17 protein-coding genes are annotated in these 14,747 nt (G+C 66.7%); 9 read left to right on the top strand and 8 right to left on the bottom strand.

Going from position 1 to position 14,747, the window contains the following annotated elements; translation table 11 throughout:
* Nucleotides 1-264 precede the first annotated feature (264 nt).
* The 3 genes from ABGB18_RS28155 (at nt 265) to ABGB18_RS28145 (ending at nt 1,982) form a co-directional block, all read left to right on the top strand.
* Complete coding sequence (locus ABGB18_RS28155; protein ID WP_347698616.1) at nt 265-591, top strand: hypothetical protein; 327 nt, start codon at nt 265-267, stop codon at nt 589-591.
* An 8-nt stretch (nt 592-599) separates the two neighbouring features.
* Nucleotides 600-794, top strand: coding sequence for a hypothetical protein (locus ABGB18_RS28150; protein WP_347698615.1), 195 nt, complete (start codon nt 600-602; stop codon nt 792-794).
* Nucleotides 795-917: 123 nt separating this feature from the next.
* Nucleotides 918-1,982, top strand: a complete 1,065-nt coding sequence (locus tag ABGB18_RS28145; protein WP_347698614.1) for a hypothetical protein — start codon at nt 918-920, stop codon at nt 1,980-1,982.
* A 210-nt stretch (nt 1,983-2,192) separates the two neighbouring features.
* Here the strand turns inward: ABGB18_RS28145 and ABGB18_RS28140 are convergent, their stop codons facing one another.
* The 6 genes from ABGB18_RS28140 to ABGB18_RS28115 form a co-directional block, all read right to left on the bottom strand.
* Nucleotides 2,193-2,564, bottom strand: a complete 372-nt coding sequence (locus ABGB18_RS28140; protein WP_347698613.1) for a hypothetical protein — start codon at nt 2,562-2,564, stop codon at nt 2,193-2,195.
* A gap of 517 nt (nt 2,565-3,081) precedes the next feature.
* Nucleotides 3,082-3,540 (bottom strand): hypothetical protein, encoded by a 459-nt coding sequence (locus ABGB18_RS28135; protein WP_347698612.1) that lies wholly within the window; start codon nt 3,538-3,540, stop codon nt 3,082-3,084.
* Nucleotides 3,541-5,322: 1,782 nt separating this feature from the next.
* Nucleotides 5,323-5,730, bottom strand: a complete 408-nt coding sequence (locus ABGB18_RS28130) for a hypothetical protein (protein WP_347698611.1) — start codon at nt 5,728-5,730, stop codon at nt 5,323-5,325.
* Between the two features lie 624 nt (nt 5,731-6,354).
* A complete protein-coding gene (locus ABGB18_RS28125) occupies nt 6,355-6,708 on the bottom strand; it encodes a transposase (protein ID WP_347698610.1) in 354 nt (117 codons plus the stop codon).
* Nucleotides 6,680-6,940: a transposase gene (locus tag ABGB18_RS28120; RefSeq protein ID WP_347698609.1), complete on the bottom strand. Its 261-nt coding sequence runs from the start codon at nt 6,938-6,940 to the stop codon at nt 6,680-6,682. The genes ABGB18_RS28125 and ABGB18_RS28120 overlap by 29 nt, the downstream gene beginning before the upstream one ends.
* Before the next feature lie 98 nt (nt 6,941-7,038).
* A complete protein-coding gene (locus ABGB18_RS28115; RefSeq protein WP_347698608.1) occupies nt 7,039-7,905 on the bottom strand; it encodes a Ku protein in 867 nt (288 codons plus the stop codon).
* 47 nt (nt 7,906-7,952) lie between these two features.
* On the opposite strand from ABGB18_RS28115, the gene ligD (ABGB18_RS28110) reads away from it, so the two are divergent.
* The 5 genes from ligD (ABGB18_RS28110) to ABGB18_RS28090 all read left to right on the top strand — a co-directional run bounded on the left by ligD (ABGB18_RS28110) (nt 7,953) and on the right by ABGB18_RS28090 (nt 11,049).
* Entirely contained in the window at nt 7,953-8,867 is a 915-nt protein-coding gene (ligD, locus tag ABGB18_RS28110) for a non-homologous end-joining DNA ligase (RefSeq protein WP_347698607.1), read from the top strand.
* Nucleotides 8,864-9,736, top strand: coding sequence for a non-homologous end-joining DNA ligase (ligD, locus tag ABGB18_RS28105; RefSeq protein WP_347698606.1), 873 nt, complete (start codon nt 8,864-8,866; stop codon nt 9,734-9,736). Before ligD (ABGB18_RS28110) ends, ligD (ABGB18_RS28105) begins: the two co-directional genes overlap by 4 nt.
* A 43-nt stretch (nt 9,737-9,779) precedes the next feature.
* The gene (locus ABGB18_RS28100) at nt 9,780-9,986 is read left to right on the top strand and encodes a hypothetical protein (RefSeq protein ID WP_347698605.1); all 207 of its coding nucleotides are present in this window, start codon (nt 9,780-9,782) and stop codon (nt 9,984-9,986) included.
* 121 nt (nt 9,987-10,107) lie between these two features.
* Nucleotides 10,108-10,728: a TetR/AcrR family transcriptional regulator gene (locus tag ABGB18_RS28095; protein ID WP_347698604.1), complete on the top strand. Its 621-nt coding sequence runs from the start codon at nt 10,108-10,110 to the stop codon at nt 10,726-10,728.
* Between the two features lie 87 nt (nt 10,729-10,815).
* On the top strand, nt 10,816-11,049 hold the full coding sequence (locus ABGB18_RS28090) for a DUF3107 domain-containing protein (protein WP_347698603.1): 234 nt from the start codon (nt 10,816-10,818) through the stop codon (nt 11,047-11,049).
* A gap of 350 nt (nt 11,050-11,399) precedes the next feature.
* On the opposite strand, the gene ABGB18_RS28085 is transcribed toward ABGB18_RS28090, so the two are convergent.
* Together ABGB18_RS28085 and ABGB18_RS28080 are read right to left on the bottom strand one after the other, a co-directional pair.
* A complete protein-coding gene (locus ABGB18_RS28085) occupies nt 11,400-11,588 on the bottom strand; it encodes a hypothetical protein (protein ID WP_347698602.1) in 189 nt (62 codons plus the stop codon).
* Between the two features lie 109 nt (nt 11,589-11,697).
* Nucleotides 11,698-12,342: a ferritin-like fold-containing protein gene (locus ABGB18_RS28080; RefSeq protein ID WP_347698601.1), complete on the bottom strand. Its 645-nt coding sequence runs from the start codon at nt 12,340-12,342 to the stop codon at nt 11,698-11,700.
* 352 nt (nt 12,343-12,694) lie between these two features.
* Between ABGB18_RS28080 and ABGB18_RS28075 the strand changes: the two genes are divergently transcribed.
* The gene (locus ABGB18_RS28075) at nt 12,695-14,563 is read left to right on the top strand and encodes a DEAD/DEAH box helicase (RefSeq protein ID WP_347698600.1); all 1,869 of its coding nucleotides are present in this window, start codon (nt 12,695-12,697) and stop codon (nt 14,561-14,563) included.
* Nucleotides 14,564-14,747 lie beyond the last annotated feature (184 nt).

Below are 14,747 nucleotides of genomic sequence, written 5' to 3'. Positions count from 1 at the left end.
ACGCCCTTCTGCGCGGCCTTCGTTGTCTCGGCGAACGTGGCTTCGCGCTCCTGGAGCAGCGCTGGCGCACCCTTCAGCATTTGACGCTCAGCCCCTCACGAATTGGCGATGTGGCCCGAGCAGCGCTGGTTCTCACCCACTTCGAGCACGGACGGATCATGTGAAAGTCGCAGAGAAAACCTCAGTCGATGAGTGATCTGCTCCGGCACCTGCTCACCCGCGAAATGGGATGCCGGCCTGCTGCACGATGAGGTTCGCTCATGTATGGAGCAGCGTCTGAGCCAACCGGATGCGGTGCTGATCGCTGGTGACACCACCGCCATCAAGGAGGGCGTCAAGCCGGTCGGAGTGGCCCGCTCATCTGCTTCCCTGTTGCCGCCCTGGCTGGTGGTGCCCGGTTTTCGTGCCGTGATGGATGATCTGCCCGGGGGCACCGCACAGGCCCAGCGGCGCCTCACCGCGTTGGATGTGGTGGCGTGCGCGCGCCGTGCCCGGCGGTGTGCCGTGGATCCACGACCCGCGGAACACGGCCGCCGACGCCACTGCCGTCCACTCGATGTGGGCCATCATGTTGGGCACGAGCAGCAGTGAGAGCGGCCGTGGAAAACTGGCTCTGGCACAAAGGTCGTGATGTGGTCACGGTGCGTGAGCTATGCCAGCAGAACCCGCTTGCGGAGGAGGTCGAGGTTCGCGCGGCCGAACATCTGGCGCTTGAGGCTTTGACGCGGCAGGCGTTGCCCTCGACGGCCCCGCTGCTGTGGCGCAGGGTCAGGCCGATGGTGACGGCGTCGTAGTCTCGGCGGATGCCGCGGGCGAAGGCGTGCAGGGCAGGGAGGGTGTCGTTCTCGACGTTGGTGAGCCAGTCTTCGAGGTGCTTGGCGCCGGTGAGGCCGGGAGGCTGGTTCGCTCTATAGCCAATGCAGGCGACAATCAGGTTGTGGCACCGGCCGCTGATGGTCATGGTGGCGGCGATGTCGGCACTCGTCGTCGTCGCGGGCTTCGGCCTCTTCATAGACGGCCGCGAACTCATGGCGGAGTCGATCTGGGCGAAGCCGTTGAAGTTCGGGGTCTCGTTCGTCATGTTCGGCGCCACGCTCGCCTGGATGCTGCCGCAGCTTCGCAAGGCAAAGCGCACCATGTGGACCCTCGGAACCGCCTTCGCCGTCGCGGGGCTGATCGACGTCGGCTTCATCACGGTGCAGGCAGCCCGCGGCACATACAGCCACTTCAACGCCGAAACCGACGCGTTCAACGCGACCGGGCAACTGATCTTCTCCGGCGGCGTGATGGGGCTGTTCGCGGCGAACCTGCTCATCGCCATCATGCTGCTGTTCCAGCGGACCGGCGACGCGGCACTCACCTGGGCCCTGCGCGCCGGGATCGGACTGGCCGTCCTCGGCATGGCGCTGGCATCCTTCATCACCGCGTCGACCTCGGCGAACGGACCCCGGACGGCCAAGGACGCCTACGGCAACCCGGTCTCACTCGTGGGAGGCCACGGGGTGGGCGCACCGGACGGCGGCGGCATGCCGATCACGAACTGGAGCACCGAAGGCGGAGACCTGCGCGTCCCACACTTCATCGGCCTGCACTCCGTCCAGGTGTTCCTGCTGACGGTACTCATCCTCACCGCCCTCGCGACCCGGATCAGCCTGCTCCGCCACGAACGCGTACGCGCTCAGCTGACCGGCGTCGTCATCCTGGGATACTCCGCACTGTTCGCCATCACGGCATGGCAGGCTCTGCGTGGCCAAGCCCTGATCCACCCCGACGGAGCCACCTGGACCGCACTCGCGGTAGCGATCTTCGTGACCACACTGCCGGCGGCCCTGACCATCACGGCAGCCCGCCGCCGCGGCGACGCGGCACCCGCCGGATCCACCGGGATCCACCGGCCGGGACCCCATCGCGGTCCGGTGAACAGCCGAGGAGGCTGGCGTGCGGGGCCGAAGCTTTCTCATGGTGGAAAACCGAGTAGTTGACGGCCGTTCGCGGGATGGCTGCGGTAGTGGTTGGTGCTACGGCACAGGGAGAAAGGTATGAGTGCCCGTACTCGCGGCAGACCTCCTCCGTGAGGAGGACGTCGATCCATGCGAATACGGGCACTCATTCGAGTAGCCGGAGTTATCGCGTCAGCGGACTCCTGAGTGACGCTCTGGAATGCGCCACGCGCTCATGCTGTGGCCCGAGCCCTACTCATCCCAGTCGTCGTGATCGTCGAAGCCACGGTCGGAGTCGTCATGGTCGAAGCGGTCGTGGCCGAAGTCGAACCGATCGTAGCGGTTGAACCGGTCGAAGCGACGCTCGTGGTGACGGTTATGGTTCTGGTTGACGTTGTTGTTGAAGACGTTGACCCGGACGCGGAGCTTGTTGTGATGGTGCCGGCGTCCGCCGCCCCAGCAGCGACGCCAGCCACAGCCGTGGCTTCCGGTGAGCATTGACGTGCCGGCGCCGACCTGGGTGGCGGCGCTGGCCGCGGTCGTCGCCGCGCCCAGGCCGACCACGCCACCAGTAAGTGCCGTGCTGATGGCGAGGCCTGCTATAACACTCTTGAGTTCGGGCATTGCGTTTCCCCCTAAAGGATCGATCGCCCCGTTCTCGACGCTCCCCGCTCACCGGAAGATACCGAATTGCGGGGTAGCGCCCCGGATGACCAATAGCGAATCATCCGTATCTTGGATATATCCTCCAGAATGGCCCGCAAACCGGAATTGTCCGATTTTGCCCTATAGTGGTCATCCTCAGAGCATCACTACGGGCCATAACGCGGGATCGCTCATTCGCCAAGCCCTTCGCAGCCTCGCCGGCGCGCATCGGACGGCGCCAACCGCAAACCACACGAGGGAAACCGACCCCCGTACACACAACGGCGAGGGCCCCTGGCCAATGCCAACGGAGCCCTCGCCGAGAATAACCGCGGAGATGCGAAGAAATGAACCTCAGGCCGAACCGCGACCAAGGTGCGAAACACGCCTGAGAGCCCGACCTTCACCGATCGAATTCACTGCGCTGTGAACAACGACCATCTCGAGATGCGGACACTTATTTCCACGCTATCAGCACGCGGTCATATCATCCGCCTCACGGGTGGTCGTGGTGCGGCTTCACGACGCGCCGCTCGTCGCGACGCCTCTCGTCCTTGACGCGGAACTTGTCGTGCTCGCGCCTGTCGTCGCGCCGATAGTCGCGCCTGTCGTCCCAGGTGTCGTTGAAGTTGTCGTTGGTGACGTTGAGGCAGACACTGCCGTGGCGACCGTTGCGGAACCCCCCTCCGCCTTGACCGCGGCAGCGACCGCCCCAGCCACCCCAGCCGAATCCACCCTGATCGCCGAAGCCAAACCCGCGGTTGCGGCGGTGGCCGAAGTCGTCGCCGACGAAGTCGTCGCCGGAGTCCCAGCCGTCGTCGGTGAGAATGGACGTGCCGGCGCTGACCTGGGTGGCGGCGCCGGCCGCGGTCGTCGCCGCACCCAGGCCGACCACGCCGCCGGTCATTGCCGTGCTGATGGCGAGACCTGCGATAACACTCTTGAGCTCGGGCATTGCGTTTTCCCCCTAAAGGATCGGTTGCCCCGTTCTCGATGTTTCCGGATTACCCCGAAACAAGTCTTGGACGGCTACTGAGGAGTCATCCATTCAATGTCATTTCCGAAGCAGCGGGTAGGCAAACAGCAATCGCCCCATTTTGCTATAGATTAACAGTTCTACTACCTGCATTAAACGTCTATCCAATGAAATGGTACGATATGTCCGATTGTCCGCGATCGACGATGAGGCCACGCACAAAAGTGCCATTGATCATCTCGTCAACAGGACTCCGGATATCGGCCCGCCGGATCGGCGCATGGCCTTGGCACCCCACCTGGGGGATCCTTACAAAAATGCGAAGGCTTGCGAACACGCGTGGCCGCACCGCCAATCGCCTCCGCCGCACCCGGACATCAGAACTCGTTGTCGCCACCTGCCGGCCGGCCACTGGCGCTCGGCTTCAGCGACCCCCGTTCGGCGGGATATGCCATTCGGCGGGATGAGGCCAGGATCGCCCCGGGAGCGGCGTTAGGGTTTCCTCGAAGGCGTCTTCACTTGTGCTGTCCCGGAATTACCTGAGTTTCCGGCATATCCCTTCGGCAACGATGAGTGTCTGCGCGGTCACGGTGCGTCGCCACCTTCATGCTTTCCGACCTGGGCTCCCATAAACGGCAAACGATAACTTTTGCCCCACCCTTAGGTCGTCATGAGATCCATTAGAATGAATATGGTGAAATAATCCGATATGGATGGATTTGCGAGGATTGGTGTCGGCTGCGGACGACTGAGACGCCATGGCATTGCCACGACTCTCCATTACACAGATCTTGAGGTAGTGGATCTCCGCGTCGGTGATAGCGGCTGAGCCGGGCGCGAGCGTTGGTGGCGGCGGCGGAAGGCTCGCCCGGCCAGGACGTGCTCGATGGTGTCGGTGGCGGGAATGAACAGCCGGGCCAGGACGCGTCGGATCTCCGCCCGCGAGGGTAGGGCTCGGGAACGCCGCTCCTGGTGGTTGTGGCGGTGACTGGCGGTCTTTCCCTGGTTGGCAGGGGTGTCGTTGTCGCCGGGAAAGGCGGTCTGGGTGGCGGCGGGACTGGGGAGGTGCCCCGGACCGGCAACCCGTGGAGATGGGTGTTGCCGGAGCGTCGTGCCCATAACCGATGGTCTCAGGAGGTGGACCTCGTGCCGGGTGGGCGTCGGAGTCTGCCGTAGTGCCGCTATCAGCCGCCGGACGACACAACCGGTGACCTGTACGTGATGATCGACGTCTTCTCGCGGTAGGTCGTGCTTGGGAGGTGCGCCTGCGCGAATCGGGTAAGCCGGCCCGGCAGTTCACGGCAGAAGGGGCGGTCCTTGATGACCGGCGAACCGCCCCGCTCGTCATCCGCCGCAGGAAGCCGATCCCCCGGCTCCAGGCATGCAATACGACCAATGCTCCGAGGCAGAGGTCCACCACGTCCGCAACTCGCCGGCCTCACACGGCAGGGGGCGGCCAGAACCCGCCTGGGCACAGCTCATGGCCAAAGGGTGACGCACGGACGCTCGCGGTCTGCAAGTCCGCCAAGACACCGTCCATCCGCAGAAACAGCGAGGGCCCCCTGGCCAATGCCAGCGGAGCCCTCACCCGGAATCACCGTGGAGACGCCGAGAATGAACCTCAGGGTCGAGCCACGAACAGGAACAACCCCGAGACCGCCGACATTCAGCGGTCGAATTCACTGCACTGTGAGCAACGAACACCCACGAAAATACAGGCGCCCATCTCTACGCCGTCAGCGCACGGTGCTATTGCCAGCCTCAGGGCGCTTCGGCCGCCGCGTCGTCCTTCTCCTCATAGTCCTTCTCGTCCTTCTCCTCCTCTTCCCTCAGCGGCTTAATGAGCTCGAACCTGCGCTCCTGCGGCTTGAAGTAGAACGACCTGTCGTCCTTGTCCCAGTGCCTGTCGTGGCGCCGCTCGTGATTGAAGTGGTCGTTCTGGTTGAAGTTGCGGTTGAAGACGTTCAGCCGAATGTGCATCCTGTGGTGACGGCGGTGACCACCGCACCAGCCCCAGCCCCGGCAGCCGCCTCCGGTGAGCATGGACGCGCTGGCGCCGACCTGGGTGGCAGCGCTGGCCGCGGTCGTCGCCGCACCCAGGCCGACCACGCCGCCGGTCATTGCCGTGCTGATGGCGAGGCCTGCGATAACACTCTTGAGCTCGGGCATTGTGTTCCCCCTAAAGGATCGGTTGCCCCATTCTCGATGCTTCCGGATACTCCAAAACAAAGCCCTGAACGGCCGCTGAGGAGTCATCCATTGAATGTCATTTCCGACGCGACAGGCGGACAAACAGCAATCACTCCATTTTGCTATGCACTAACAATCTTATTGCTTGCATTAAACATTTATCAACTGAAATGACACATATTATCCTGATATGTCCAGTTTGTTGATCGCCAAGATCCAGAGACAAGGCGTTCCACGTGGCGATGGAGCCGCAGCCTCCGGAATTCAAGGCGGATGCCGTCGCGCTGTACCTGCCTGACCCGGCGCGGATGCACGGAATGCACGCGTTGGTGGCCTGGGCATCAACCGCGAGACCCTGCGCTTGTGGGTAAAGAAGGCCCCGACCGACGGGCAGTGCCGCAACGAGAAGCAGCGGCCGGTCACCAAACCGGCACGAGCACCGCCATCGTCTGACGACCTGCTGGAAGAGGAGACAAGCAGATCCCGTCGACGGCACCAACGGTCGCCCGCGCTTCACCGCCGAAGCGCGCCCCCAGAGCCGCACGGTCGATCACAGCCGCGTCATGTCGTGCTCGATCCGCCAGCGGATCTTGGCCGGGCGGATCAGCTCCCGCAGCCGGAGTCGGCCACCACCAGCGGCGGTACCTGCCCCCAGGCGGCCAGCTGATCGAGCATCTCCAACGCCTGCTGCCACTTGGGGCGGTGCCGCTGACCCTCAGGGATGCCGCAACGCCGCCGCCGCTCGGCGATCACCGCGGCCTCGGCCGCATCCTCGGCCAACGCCTCGTCCCAGCATTGTGGCGGGAACAGCCGCCAGGTCAGCGCCGCAGAGCAGGTATCGGTGACCGCGTGCACGCTGACCACGATCTGGCAATCGGTCACCTTCTCCGCAGCTCCGGTGTACTGCCGGGCCGCCCCGGGGGAGGCGTCACCGTCCCTTGAGGTGGCCGGTGTCATCCAGCACGCACGCCTGCGGAGCCACCACGCTTACCGCGCGCTGCGCCAGACGTCTGCGCACCGCCACGTGATCCCAGGTCGAGGAGGTGATGAACTGCCGCAGCCGTTGATGATCCACTCCCAGCCGCTCGGCCTTCGGCACCATCGACTTCCGCCGCCCGTCCAGCATCAGCCTTCGTAGGTACAGCCCGCCATTGGACCGCCGCTCCCGACGCGCGAAGGAGGTGAACACCTCACCCGCGAAGTCCTCAAGACGGCCTCGGACATCAGCCAGCTACGCCGGAGTCATGCAACGACCGTCTCACCAAATCTCGACCTAACCAAGTACTACTAGGCGGATTTGCGGGATTTGCGTTTCAGCGGTGCCCCTTTTTGCTTCTCGGCCCCGCCTGCTGCCTGCTTCGGCTTCGCCGGCTCGCCTTCCCGCTCGCGCTTGGCCGCCTCCACGCTCGCCCTCAGCGCCGCCATCAGGTCCACCGCGGGCCGCGCCTCCTCCTCCTCGCGAGGCGCGATGACCTCCTTGCCCGCCACCTTCGCCTCGATCACCTGCTGCAGGGCCTCACGGTAGGTGTCGTGGTATTCGCTCGGGTCGAAGTCCGACTCCATGGTCGAGATCAAGGACTCGGCCATCGACAACTCCTGGGCGCGTACCTCGATGTCCTCCTCCAGGAAGCCGAAGTCCGGCGCGCGGATCTCGTCAGGCCAGAGCATGGTCTCCAGGACGAACACACCGTCGCGCACCCGCAGCGTGGCCAGGGACTCCCGCTGCCGCAGGGCCACCTTCACCACCGCCACCTGGCCGGAGCTCTCCAGGGCGTTGCGCAGCAGCACGTACGGCTTCGCCCCCTGCGCGTCCGGCTCCAGATAGTACGACTTGGCGAAGTAAATGGGGTCGATCTGCTCGGCTGGGGTGAACTGCAGCACGTCGATCCTGCGTGACGTGCTCAGCGGCAGGTCCTCGAAGTCCTCGTCGGTGAGCACCACCATCTCGCCCGTCGCCAGCTCGTATCCCTTGGCGATGTCCGAGTACGGCACCTCTTCCCCGTCCTGGGTGCACACGCGCTTGTAGCGGATCCGACCGCCGTCCTCGCGGTGGACCTGATGGAAGGTCACGTCCTTCTGCTCGGTCGCGGAATAGAGCTTGACCGGGATCGTGACCAGCCCAAAGGAGATCGCACCTTTCCAGATGCTGCGCATCGGCACTCCTCAGCTCTCATTGGCCCACCAATGGGCACATACCCGTCATGGGGCAACCAATGCCATACCCAATCGAACCAATGCTGGCTGTACCTGGGGAACTACCCTCCGATCGCGAACGGTACGGCCTGGAGGTCAAGTGGGACGGCATCCGTGCCATCGTCCATCTTGACGGTGGACTTAAGGTGACAGGGCGACATGGAGTGGAATATACACGGCGATATCCGGAAATTTCGGGCTTCGGGGTGAAGAACGCGATCATCGACGGCGAGGTCGTCGCCCTCGACACGCGCGGCAGGCCCAGCTTCGAGCGGCTGCAGCGCCGCATGCACCTGACCGATCCCGAGCCGGTGCTGCTGGAGCGGTATCCGATCACGTACATGCCCTTCGACCTGCTCTATCTCGACGGTACGCCGCTCTTCGACCTCCCCTACCGGGACCGCCGCGCCCTGCTGGACGAGCTCGACATCGGCGCGCCCCCGTGCTTCCCCGGTGACTCCGACCTCCTCGGCGCCACGCACCAGCAGGGGCTGGAAGGCGTCGTCGCCAAGCGCCTCGACTCCCCCTACCGGTCCGGCACGCGCTCCCCGTGGTGGATCAAGGTGAAGAACCTCACCACCAGGGAAGTGGTGATCGGCGGCTGGAAACCCGGCAAGGGCCGCCGGTCGGGCGGGATCGGGTCGCTGATCATGGGGGTGCACACGAGCGACGGCCTGACCTACGTCGGGCACGTCGGCACCGGGTTCACCGACGCCGTGCTCGACGACCTCCACCGGCGGCTGCGCCCGCTGGAGATCCCGGGCAGCCCCTTCCACAACGAGGTCCCCTGGCGTAACCGATGGGTGCGGCCGGAGCTGGTGGGAGAGGTGGCCTACACGATGTGGACCGACGAGCAGCGACTGCGCCATCCCGTGTGGCGCGGCCTGCGCGCCGACAAGAGCCCCTCAGAGGTGACGCGATGAAAGTGCCGGTCAAGGTCGGCGGGCGCGAGCTGACGCTGAGCAACCTGGACAAAGTGCTCTATCCGGACTTCGGCTTCACCAAAGCCGAGATCATCGACTACTACAGCCGCATCGCGCCCGTCCTGCTGCCGCACCTGCGGGGCAGGCCGCTGACCGTGAAGCGCTACCCGAACGGTGTCGGCTCCCAGTTCTTCTTCGAGAAGAACGCCCCCGACCACATCCCCGGCTGGGTCAGGCGGGCCAGGCTGCCCGTCTCCGGCAGCACCAAGAACCGCGAGAGCATCGACTTCGCGATCCTCGACGACCTGCCCTCGCTCGTCTACTACGCCAACCTGGCCGCCCTGGAACTGCACGTACCCCAGTGGCGCGTCGATGAGGAGGGCAAGGCGCTGCCGCCCGACACACTCGTGTTCGACCTAGACCCCGGGCCGCCCGCGACCATCGTGGAGTGCTGCCAGGTGGCGCTCATACTGCGCGAGCTGCTCTCCGGCGAGGGCCTCACGGCCAGGCCGAAGACCAGCGGGAACAAGGGCATGCAGCTGTACGCGGACTGGGACTGCCGCGAGGAGCCCTCCGCGTACGCCAAGCGGCTGGCCCAGCTCCTGGCGAAGGAGCATCCCGCGCAGATCGTCAGCGTGATGACGAGGAAGGTGAGGCCGGGCAAGGTGTTCATCGACTGGAGCCAGAACAACCCGGCCAAGACCACCGTGGCGCCCTACTCGCTGCGCGCCAGGGAGCGGCCGACGGTATCGACTCCGTTGATGTGGGAAGAGGTCGAAGGGTGCGAACGAGCTGAGGATCTGGTGTTCGAGGCGCAGGACGTACTCGCCAGGGTGGAGAAGCACGGCGACCTTTTCAGCCGGGCGTAGGCTGGTTCCGTCCACACCAAGAGGGGGACCGAAGATGTCGGAGATGGACATTCGCGGGGACGAAAGGTCCTATGACGACGAGGATCGGGAGCTGTCGATCGAGACTCCCGAGGCGGATGCCGCCGAGCAGCAGCGCGAGCTACGCCTCGACTTCAGCAGGCTGCGCCGGGAGGTGCCGCTCGACGTCGATCCCGCGGACGCGGCCGAGCAGGACCGCGTGGTGGATCTCGACGACGAGGACTACCGCTGAGAGCGAGGCGATGCGGTGACCTCCTGCGGAGGCGGCTCAATCGTGATGACTGTCGCTGAGGTGTCGCCTACCCGCACGTAGGATGTCCGAACAGCCCGCTGAGAGACCTATGGAGACCCGCGTGACCGCAACCCCGGACGCCAAGCCCCGGGGCACCCGGCTGCCCCGCCTTGCCCGCCGTCGGCAGCTACTGAGCGCCGCGCAGGAAGTGTTCGTGGAGAACGGCTATCACGCGGCCGCCATGGACGAGATCGCCGACCGGGCCGGCGTCAGCAAGCCGGTGCTCTACCAGCACTTCCCCGGCAAGCTGGAGCTCTATCTGGCGCTGCTCGACCTGCACGTGGACGACATGGTCAACCGCTGCCGGGAGGCACTGGCCTCCACCCACGAAAACAAGCTGCGCGTGCAGGCCACGTTCAGCGCGTTCTTCGACTTCGTCTCCTCGCAGGGTGAGGCGTTCCGGCTGGTCTTCGAGTCCGATCTGCGCAACGTCGCGCCGGTGCGGCAGCGAGTGGAGCGCTCGCTGCGCGAGTGCGCGGAGATGGTCAGCGCGGTCATCCAGGAGGACACCGGGTGCACGAGCGACGAGGCCCATCTACTCGGTGTGGGCCTCGTCGGCATGGCGGAGGTGAGCGCCCGTTACTGGGTCACCACACACGGCTCGATCCCCAAGGACGCGGCCGAGCAACTCATGGCCCGCCTCGCCTGGCGCGGCATCAGCGGTTTTCCGCGTACGGCATAAACCGTTCGCTGGGCGCGATCATTCGCTTTTTCCCGGGTACGAGCGGCCACGATGGGAGTGAGCCAGCCCGTCGACTAGGGAGCCAGCATGGAAATCAAGATCGGCGTACGCTCCGTACACCGCGAACTCGTTGTTGAGACCGACCTCACGGCGGAGCAGGTCGAAGAAGAGATCAGAAACGCGTTGTCGGCCGATCGTGGCGGAGTGTTCGCCATCACCGATCTGAAGGGCAGGCGAGTGGTGGTGCCCATGGCCTCCCTCGGGTTCGTCGAGATCGGTGAGGACGAGGCCCGGCCGGTCGGCTTCGGCGGCACGCTCTAAGAGCTCAAGCCGGGGGTACGGCCGGGCGCCGTACCCCTATGCGACCACGCAGCCACGCGACCGCGCGTCCCGACGCTAACGCCCGGACAAATCACCCACCCACTCACGCGAACGCCTGGACGACGCGAACCCCCGAGGGTGATCGCTCACCATGCGAACGTGCGAGGCGCCTCGACGCCGGCCGCGCAGACCGTGTCCCACGCGAATGCCGCGCAGGCGGCCGCCGGGCTCCAGCCTGCCGATCGAGCGGGCTCAGGCTCGGGCATGCGGACCGCCCGATCCGGCGGGCTCAGCCGAGGAGACGTGATCCGCCGATCCGGCAGCCCGGTGGTCGGCGGTGCCGAGGGACGTCATCCCGCCTCGGCTCCGTGATCGGACAACCCGCGCTCTCCCTCCGCAATACCGCGCGCGAAGTCCAGCGATTCGGCCCACATCTCGTCAAGGAACTGCCGTAGCGGCGCGAGGCCCTCATGCCTGGCACGGTACAGCCGTTTCGTGTCCTCGCGCCGCTCGATGACCAGACCCGCCTCCTTGGGCACCTGAAGATGCCGCGAGACGGCGGACCTGGTCACTTCGAAACGCCCGGCGATCCTGCCCGTGAGCAGCTCCTGGCAGGCGCCACGGCCCTGGCCGGGCGGACTGACGCGATCAGAGGCCCATGGCGGCCATGCGCTTGCCGTGCGCCTCCGTCAATCTCGCGAAAAGCCGTGAAATATCCGTAGCGCCCTCCCCGGCCGACTCCACCACCAGCAGCGCCAGCTCCGGCCGCGCCGAGGCCACCTGCTGCGCCTGGCTGAGGGCCTCGCCGACGAGCCGTCGCGCCCACAGCGCCAGCCGCCCGCCCGCCGTCGGATCCTCCTGGATCGCCGCCCTGACCCGCTCGACCGCGAAGCGCGAACGCCCCTCGTCCACCAGCACCTCGTCCACCAGATCGGCGATCGACGCGTCGAGCAGCCTGGCCGCCTCCCGGTAGAAGTCGAGCGCGATGCCGTCCCCCACGTACGTCTTGACCAGGGCCTGCAGCCAGTCCCCCGGCCGGGTCTGGGCGTGCCACGCGTCCAGCGCCGCGACGAACGGCGACATCGCCGCCTCCGGCTCGGTGCCCAGCTCGGCAAGCCGGTCGCGCAGCAGGCGGAAGTGGGCGTACTCGGTCACGGCCAGCTCGCTCAGCGCCGCCCGGTCCGCCAGCGAGGGTGCCAGCGTGGCGGCGTCCTCGGTCATCCGGGCGTACGCGCTGAGCTCCGCGTAGGCCAGCACGCCGAGGAGATCGACGACTCCTGGAGACTCCTTCATGGAAGGCAGCGTACTTCGGGAAATCTTCGGGAACATACGCAAGCTCGGCCAGCGTTGTGGTATCGAGTACACTGCTCTGTGAAAGTGCGACCGCAGTGTGTTAATTCGGGGGATTCCCCTGGTTACCCCCCGCTTCCCCGGGTGCGCGGTCGCTGATGACGCGAGAGGGCTGGCTCTACCGCGTGGACCCACGTAACGGGGGCTGTTTTCCGCCCGTCGGTCCCGGCAGGCCCGCCTTCATTGGAGACTGAGGCAGGCCACGCTGACGACTTTCCGAGACCTCGGAGTCACACCAGAGATCGCCGATGCCCTCGAGACCGAGGGCATCGTCACACCGTTTCCCATCCAGGAAATGGCACTCCCGCTCGCCCTGAGCGGCCAGGACCTGATCGGTCAGGCGCGTACGGGCACGGGTAAGACCTACGCGTTCGGCATCGCCATGCTGCAGAGCATCGGCAAGCCGCGCAAAAACCGCAAGAAGCCCCGCGGGCTGGTCGTCGTACCGACCCGCGAGCTGGCCGTACAGGTCAGCGAGGACCTCGTCACCGCGGCGGGCAAACTCGGTTCCCGAGTGCTGACCGTCTACGGCGGACGGGCCTACGAGCCGCAGATCGAGGCGCTCAAGGCCGGGGTCGACGTCATCGTCGGCACCCCCGGCCGCCTGCTCGACCTGGTCAAGCAGAAGCACCTCGACCTGAGTCAGGTCACCACCCTCGTGCTCGACGAGGCTGACCGCATGCTCGACCTGGGTTTCCTGCCCGACATCGAGCGGATCTTCAAGCTGATCCCGGCGCAGCGGCAGACGATGCTGTTCTCGGCCACCATGCCGGGAGAGATCGTCGCGCTGTCGCGCAAATACCTCAACCGTCCGACGCACGTACGCGCCGAGCTCGAGAGCGGCGAGGGCGAGGCCACCCCCCAGGTGCGCCAGCTCGTGTGGCGGGCCCACCGGATGGACAAGATCGAGATCGTCGGGCGGCTGCTGCAGGCCGAGGGCCGCGGGCTCACCATGGTCTTCTGCGAGACCAAGCGGGCCTGCGACATGGTCGCCGAGCAGCTCGACACGCGCGGCTTCGCGGTCGCGGCCGTGCACGGCGACCTCGGCCAGGGCCAGCGCGAGCAGGCCCTGCGCGCGTTCCGCAACGGCAAGATCGACGTGCTGGTGGCCACCGACGTGGCGGCCCGCGGCATCGACATCGACGACGTCACCCACGTGGTCAACTACGACTGCCCCACCGACGACAAGACCTACGTGCACCGCATCGGCCGCACCGGCCGGGCCGGGCGCACGGGCATCGCGGTCACGTTCGTGGAGTGGGAGGAGCTGACCCGCTGGAAGATGATCAACCAGATGCTCGGGCTCGACTTCGCCGAGCCGGAGGAGACCTACTCCACCTCACCGCACATCTACACCGAGCTCAACATCCCCGAGGGCACCAAGGGTGTCCTGCCCCACGCCAACCGGTCGCGGGCAGGGCTGTCTGCGGAGCACATCGAGGACCTCGGAGAGACCGGGAGGGTGCGCGGGCGCGGCGGCCGGTCCGCTGGTGGGCGCCGTGACGAGCGCGAGGAGCGCCCTGCCCGTACGCCGCGCCAGCGCCGCCGCACTCGAGGCGGCAGAGAGATGGCCGAGACCGCACCCGCCGAGACGCCGGAGGCCGAGCTCGTGGAGGCCAAGTCGGAGGACACTCCCGCGATCTTCTCAACCGACGAGATCCAGGACATGGCCGGAGACAAGCGCACCCGGACCCGCCGGGGCGCCGCCACCTCCGCCATCGAGCAGGCACTGGCCGACACGCCCGAGACACCGGTCAGGAGCACCCGCTCCCGCCGGGCCGTCGCCGAGGGCGCCGACGTGCCGGCCAAGCGCACCCGCACGCGCCGGACGGCCACCCAGGCCGAGGCCGTGACGGAGGGCGTGACAGAGGCCGCCAGGCCCGCCGTCGAGCCCGTCACCGCCCCCGCGGCGGAGCCGGTCACGGCGCCTGACACGGGATTCCGCGCGGCATCCGACCCGGGGCCCGAGCCGAGCTTCCTCACCACGCCGCCGCCACCGGCGCGCAAGGAGCCGGAGCGGATCATCCCGCCGAGCCCGTTCGCGGTGATCTTCCAATCGCCCGACCTGGCCACGGACGACGACGACATCGCCCCGTCCGCCGCCACCGAGCGCAAGCAGCAGCGTCGCCAGTCCCGAGGCGGCAACCGCCGCCGCGCGGGCTGAACCGAGTAGGCAACCGCCCTCGGACCGAATTCGGCACCCGCCCCCGGGCGGGCCGATACGGGAACGGCCATCGGGCGGCCGGACCGGACGAACAGGCGCGCACCCGGCCAGGGTGCGCGCCCCACGTCAGGGCCGGCCGCGAGGTCGCGGGCCGGATCTCAAGGTCGCCCATAGGTCACAACTC

Origin of the sequence: Nonomuraea sp. B12E4, from assembly GCF_039871825.1 — a bacterium.
Lineage (GTDB): Bacteria > Actinomycetota > Actinomycetes > Streptosporangiales > Streptosporangiaceae > Nonomuraea.
Note: the sequence above shows the minus strand (reverse complement) of the source record. Positions and strands in the feature narration are given on the sequence as shown.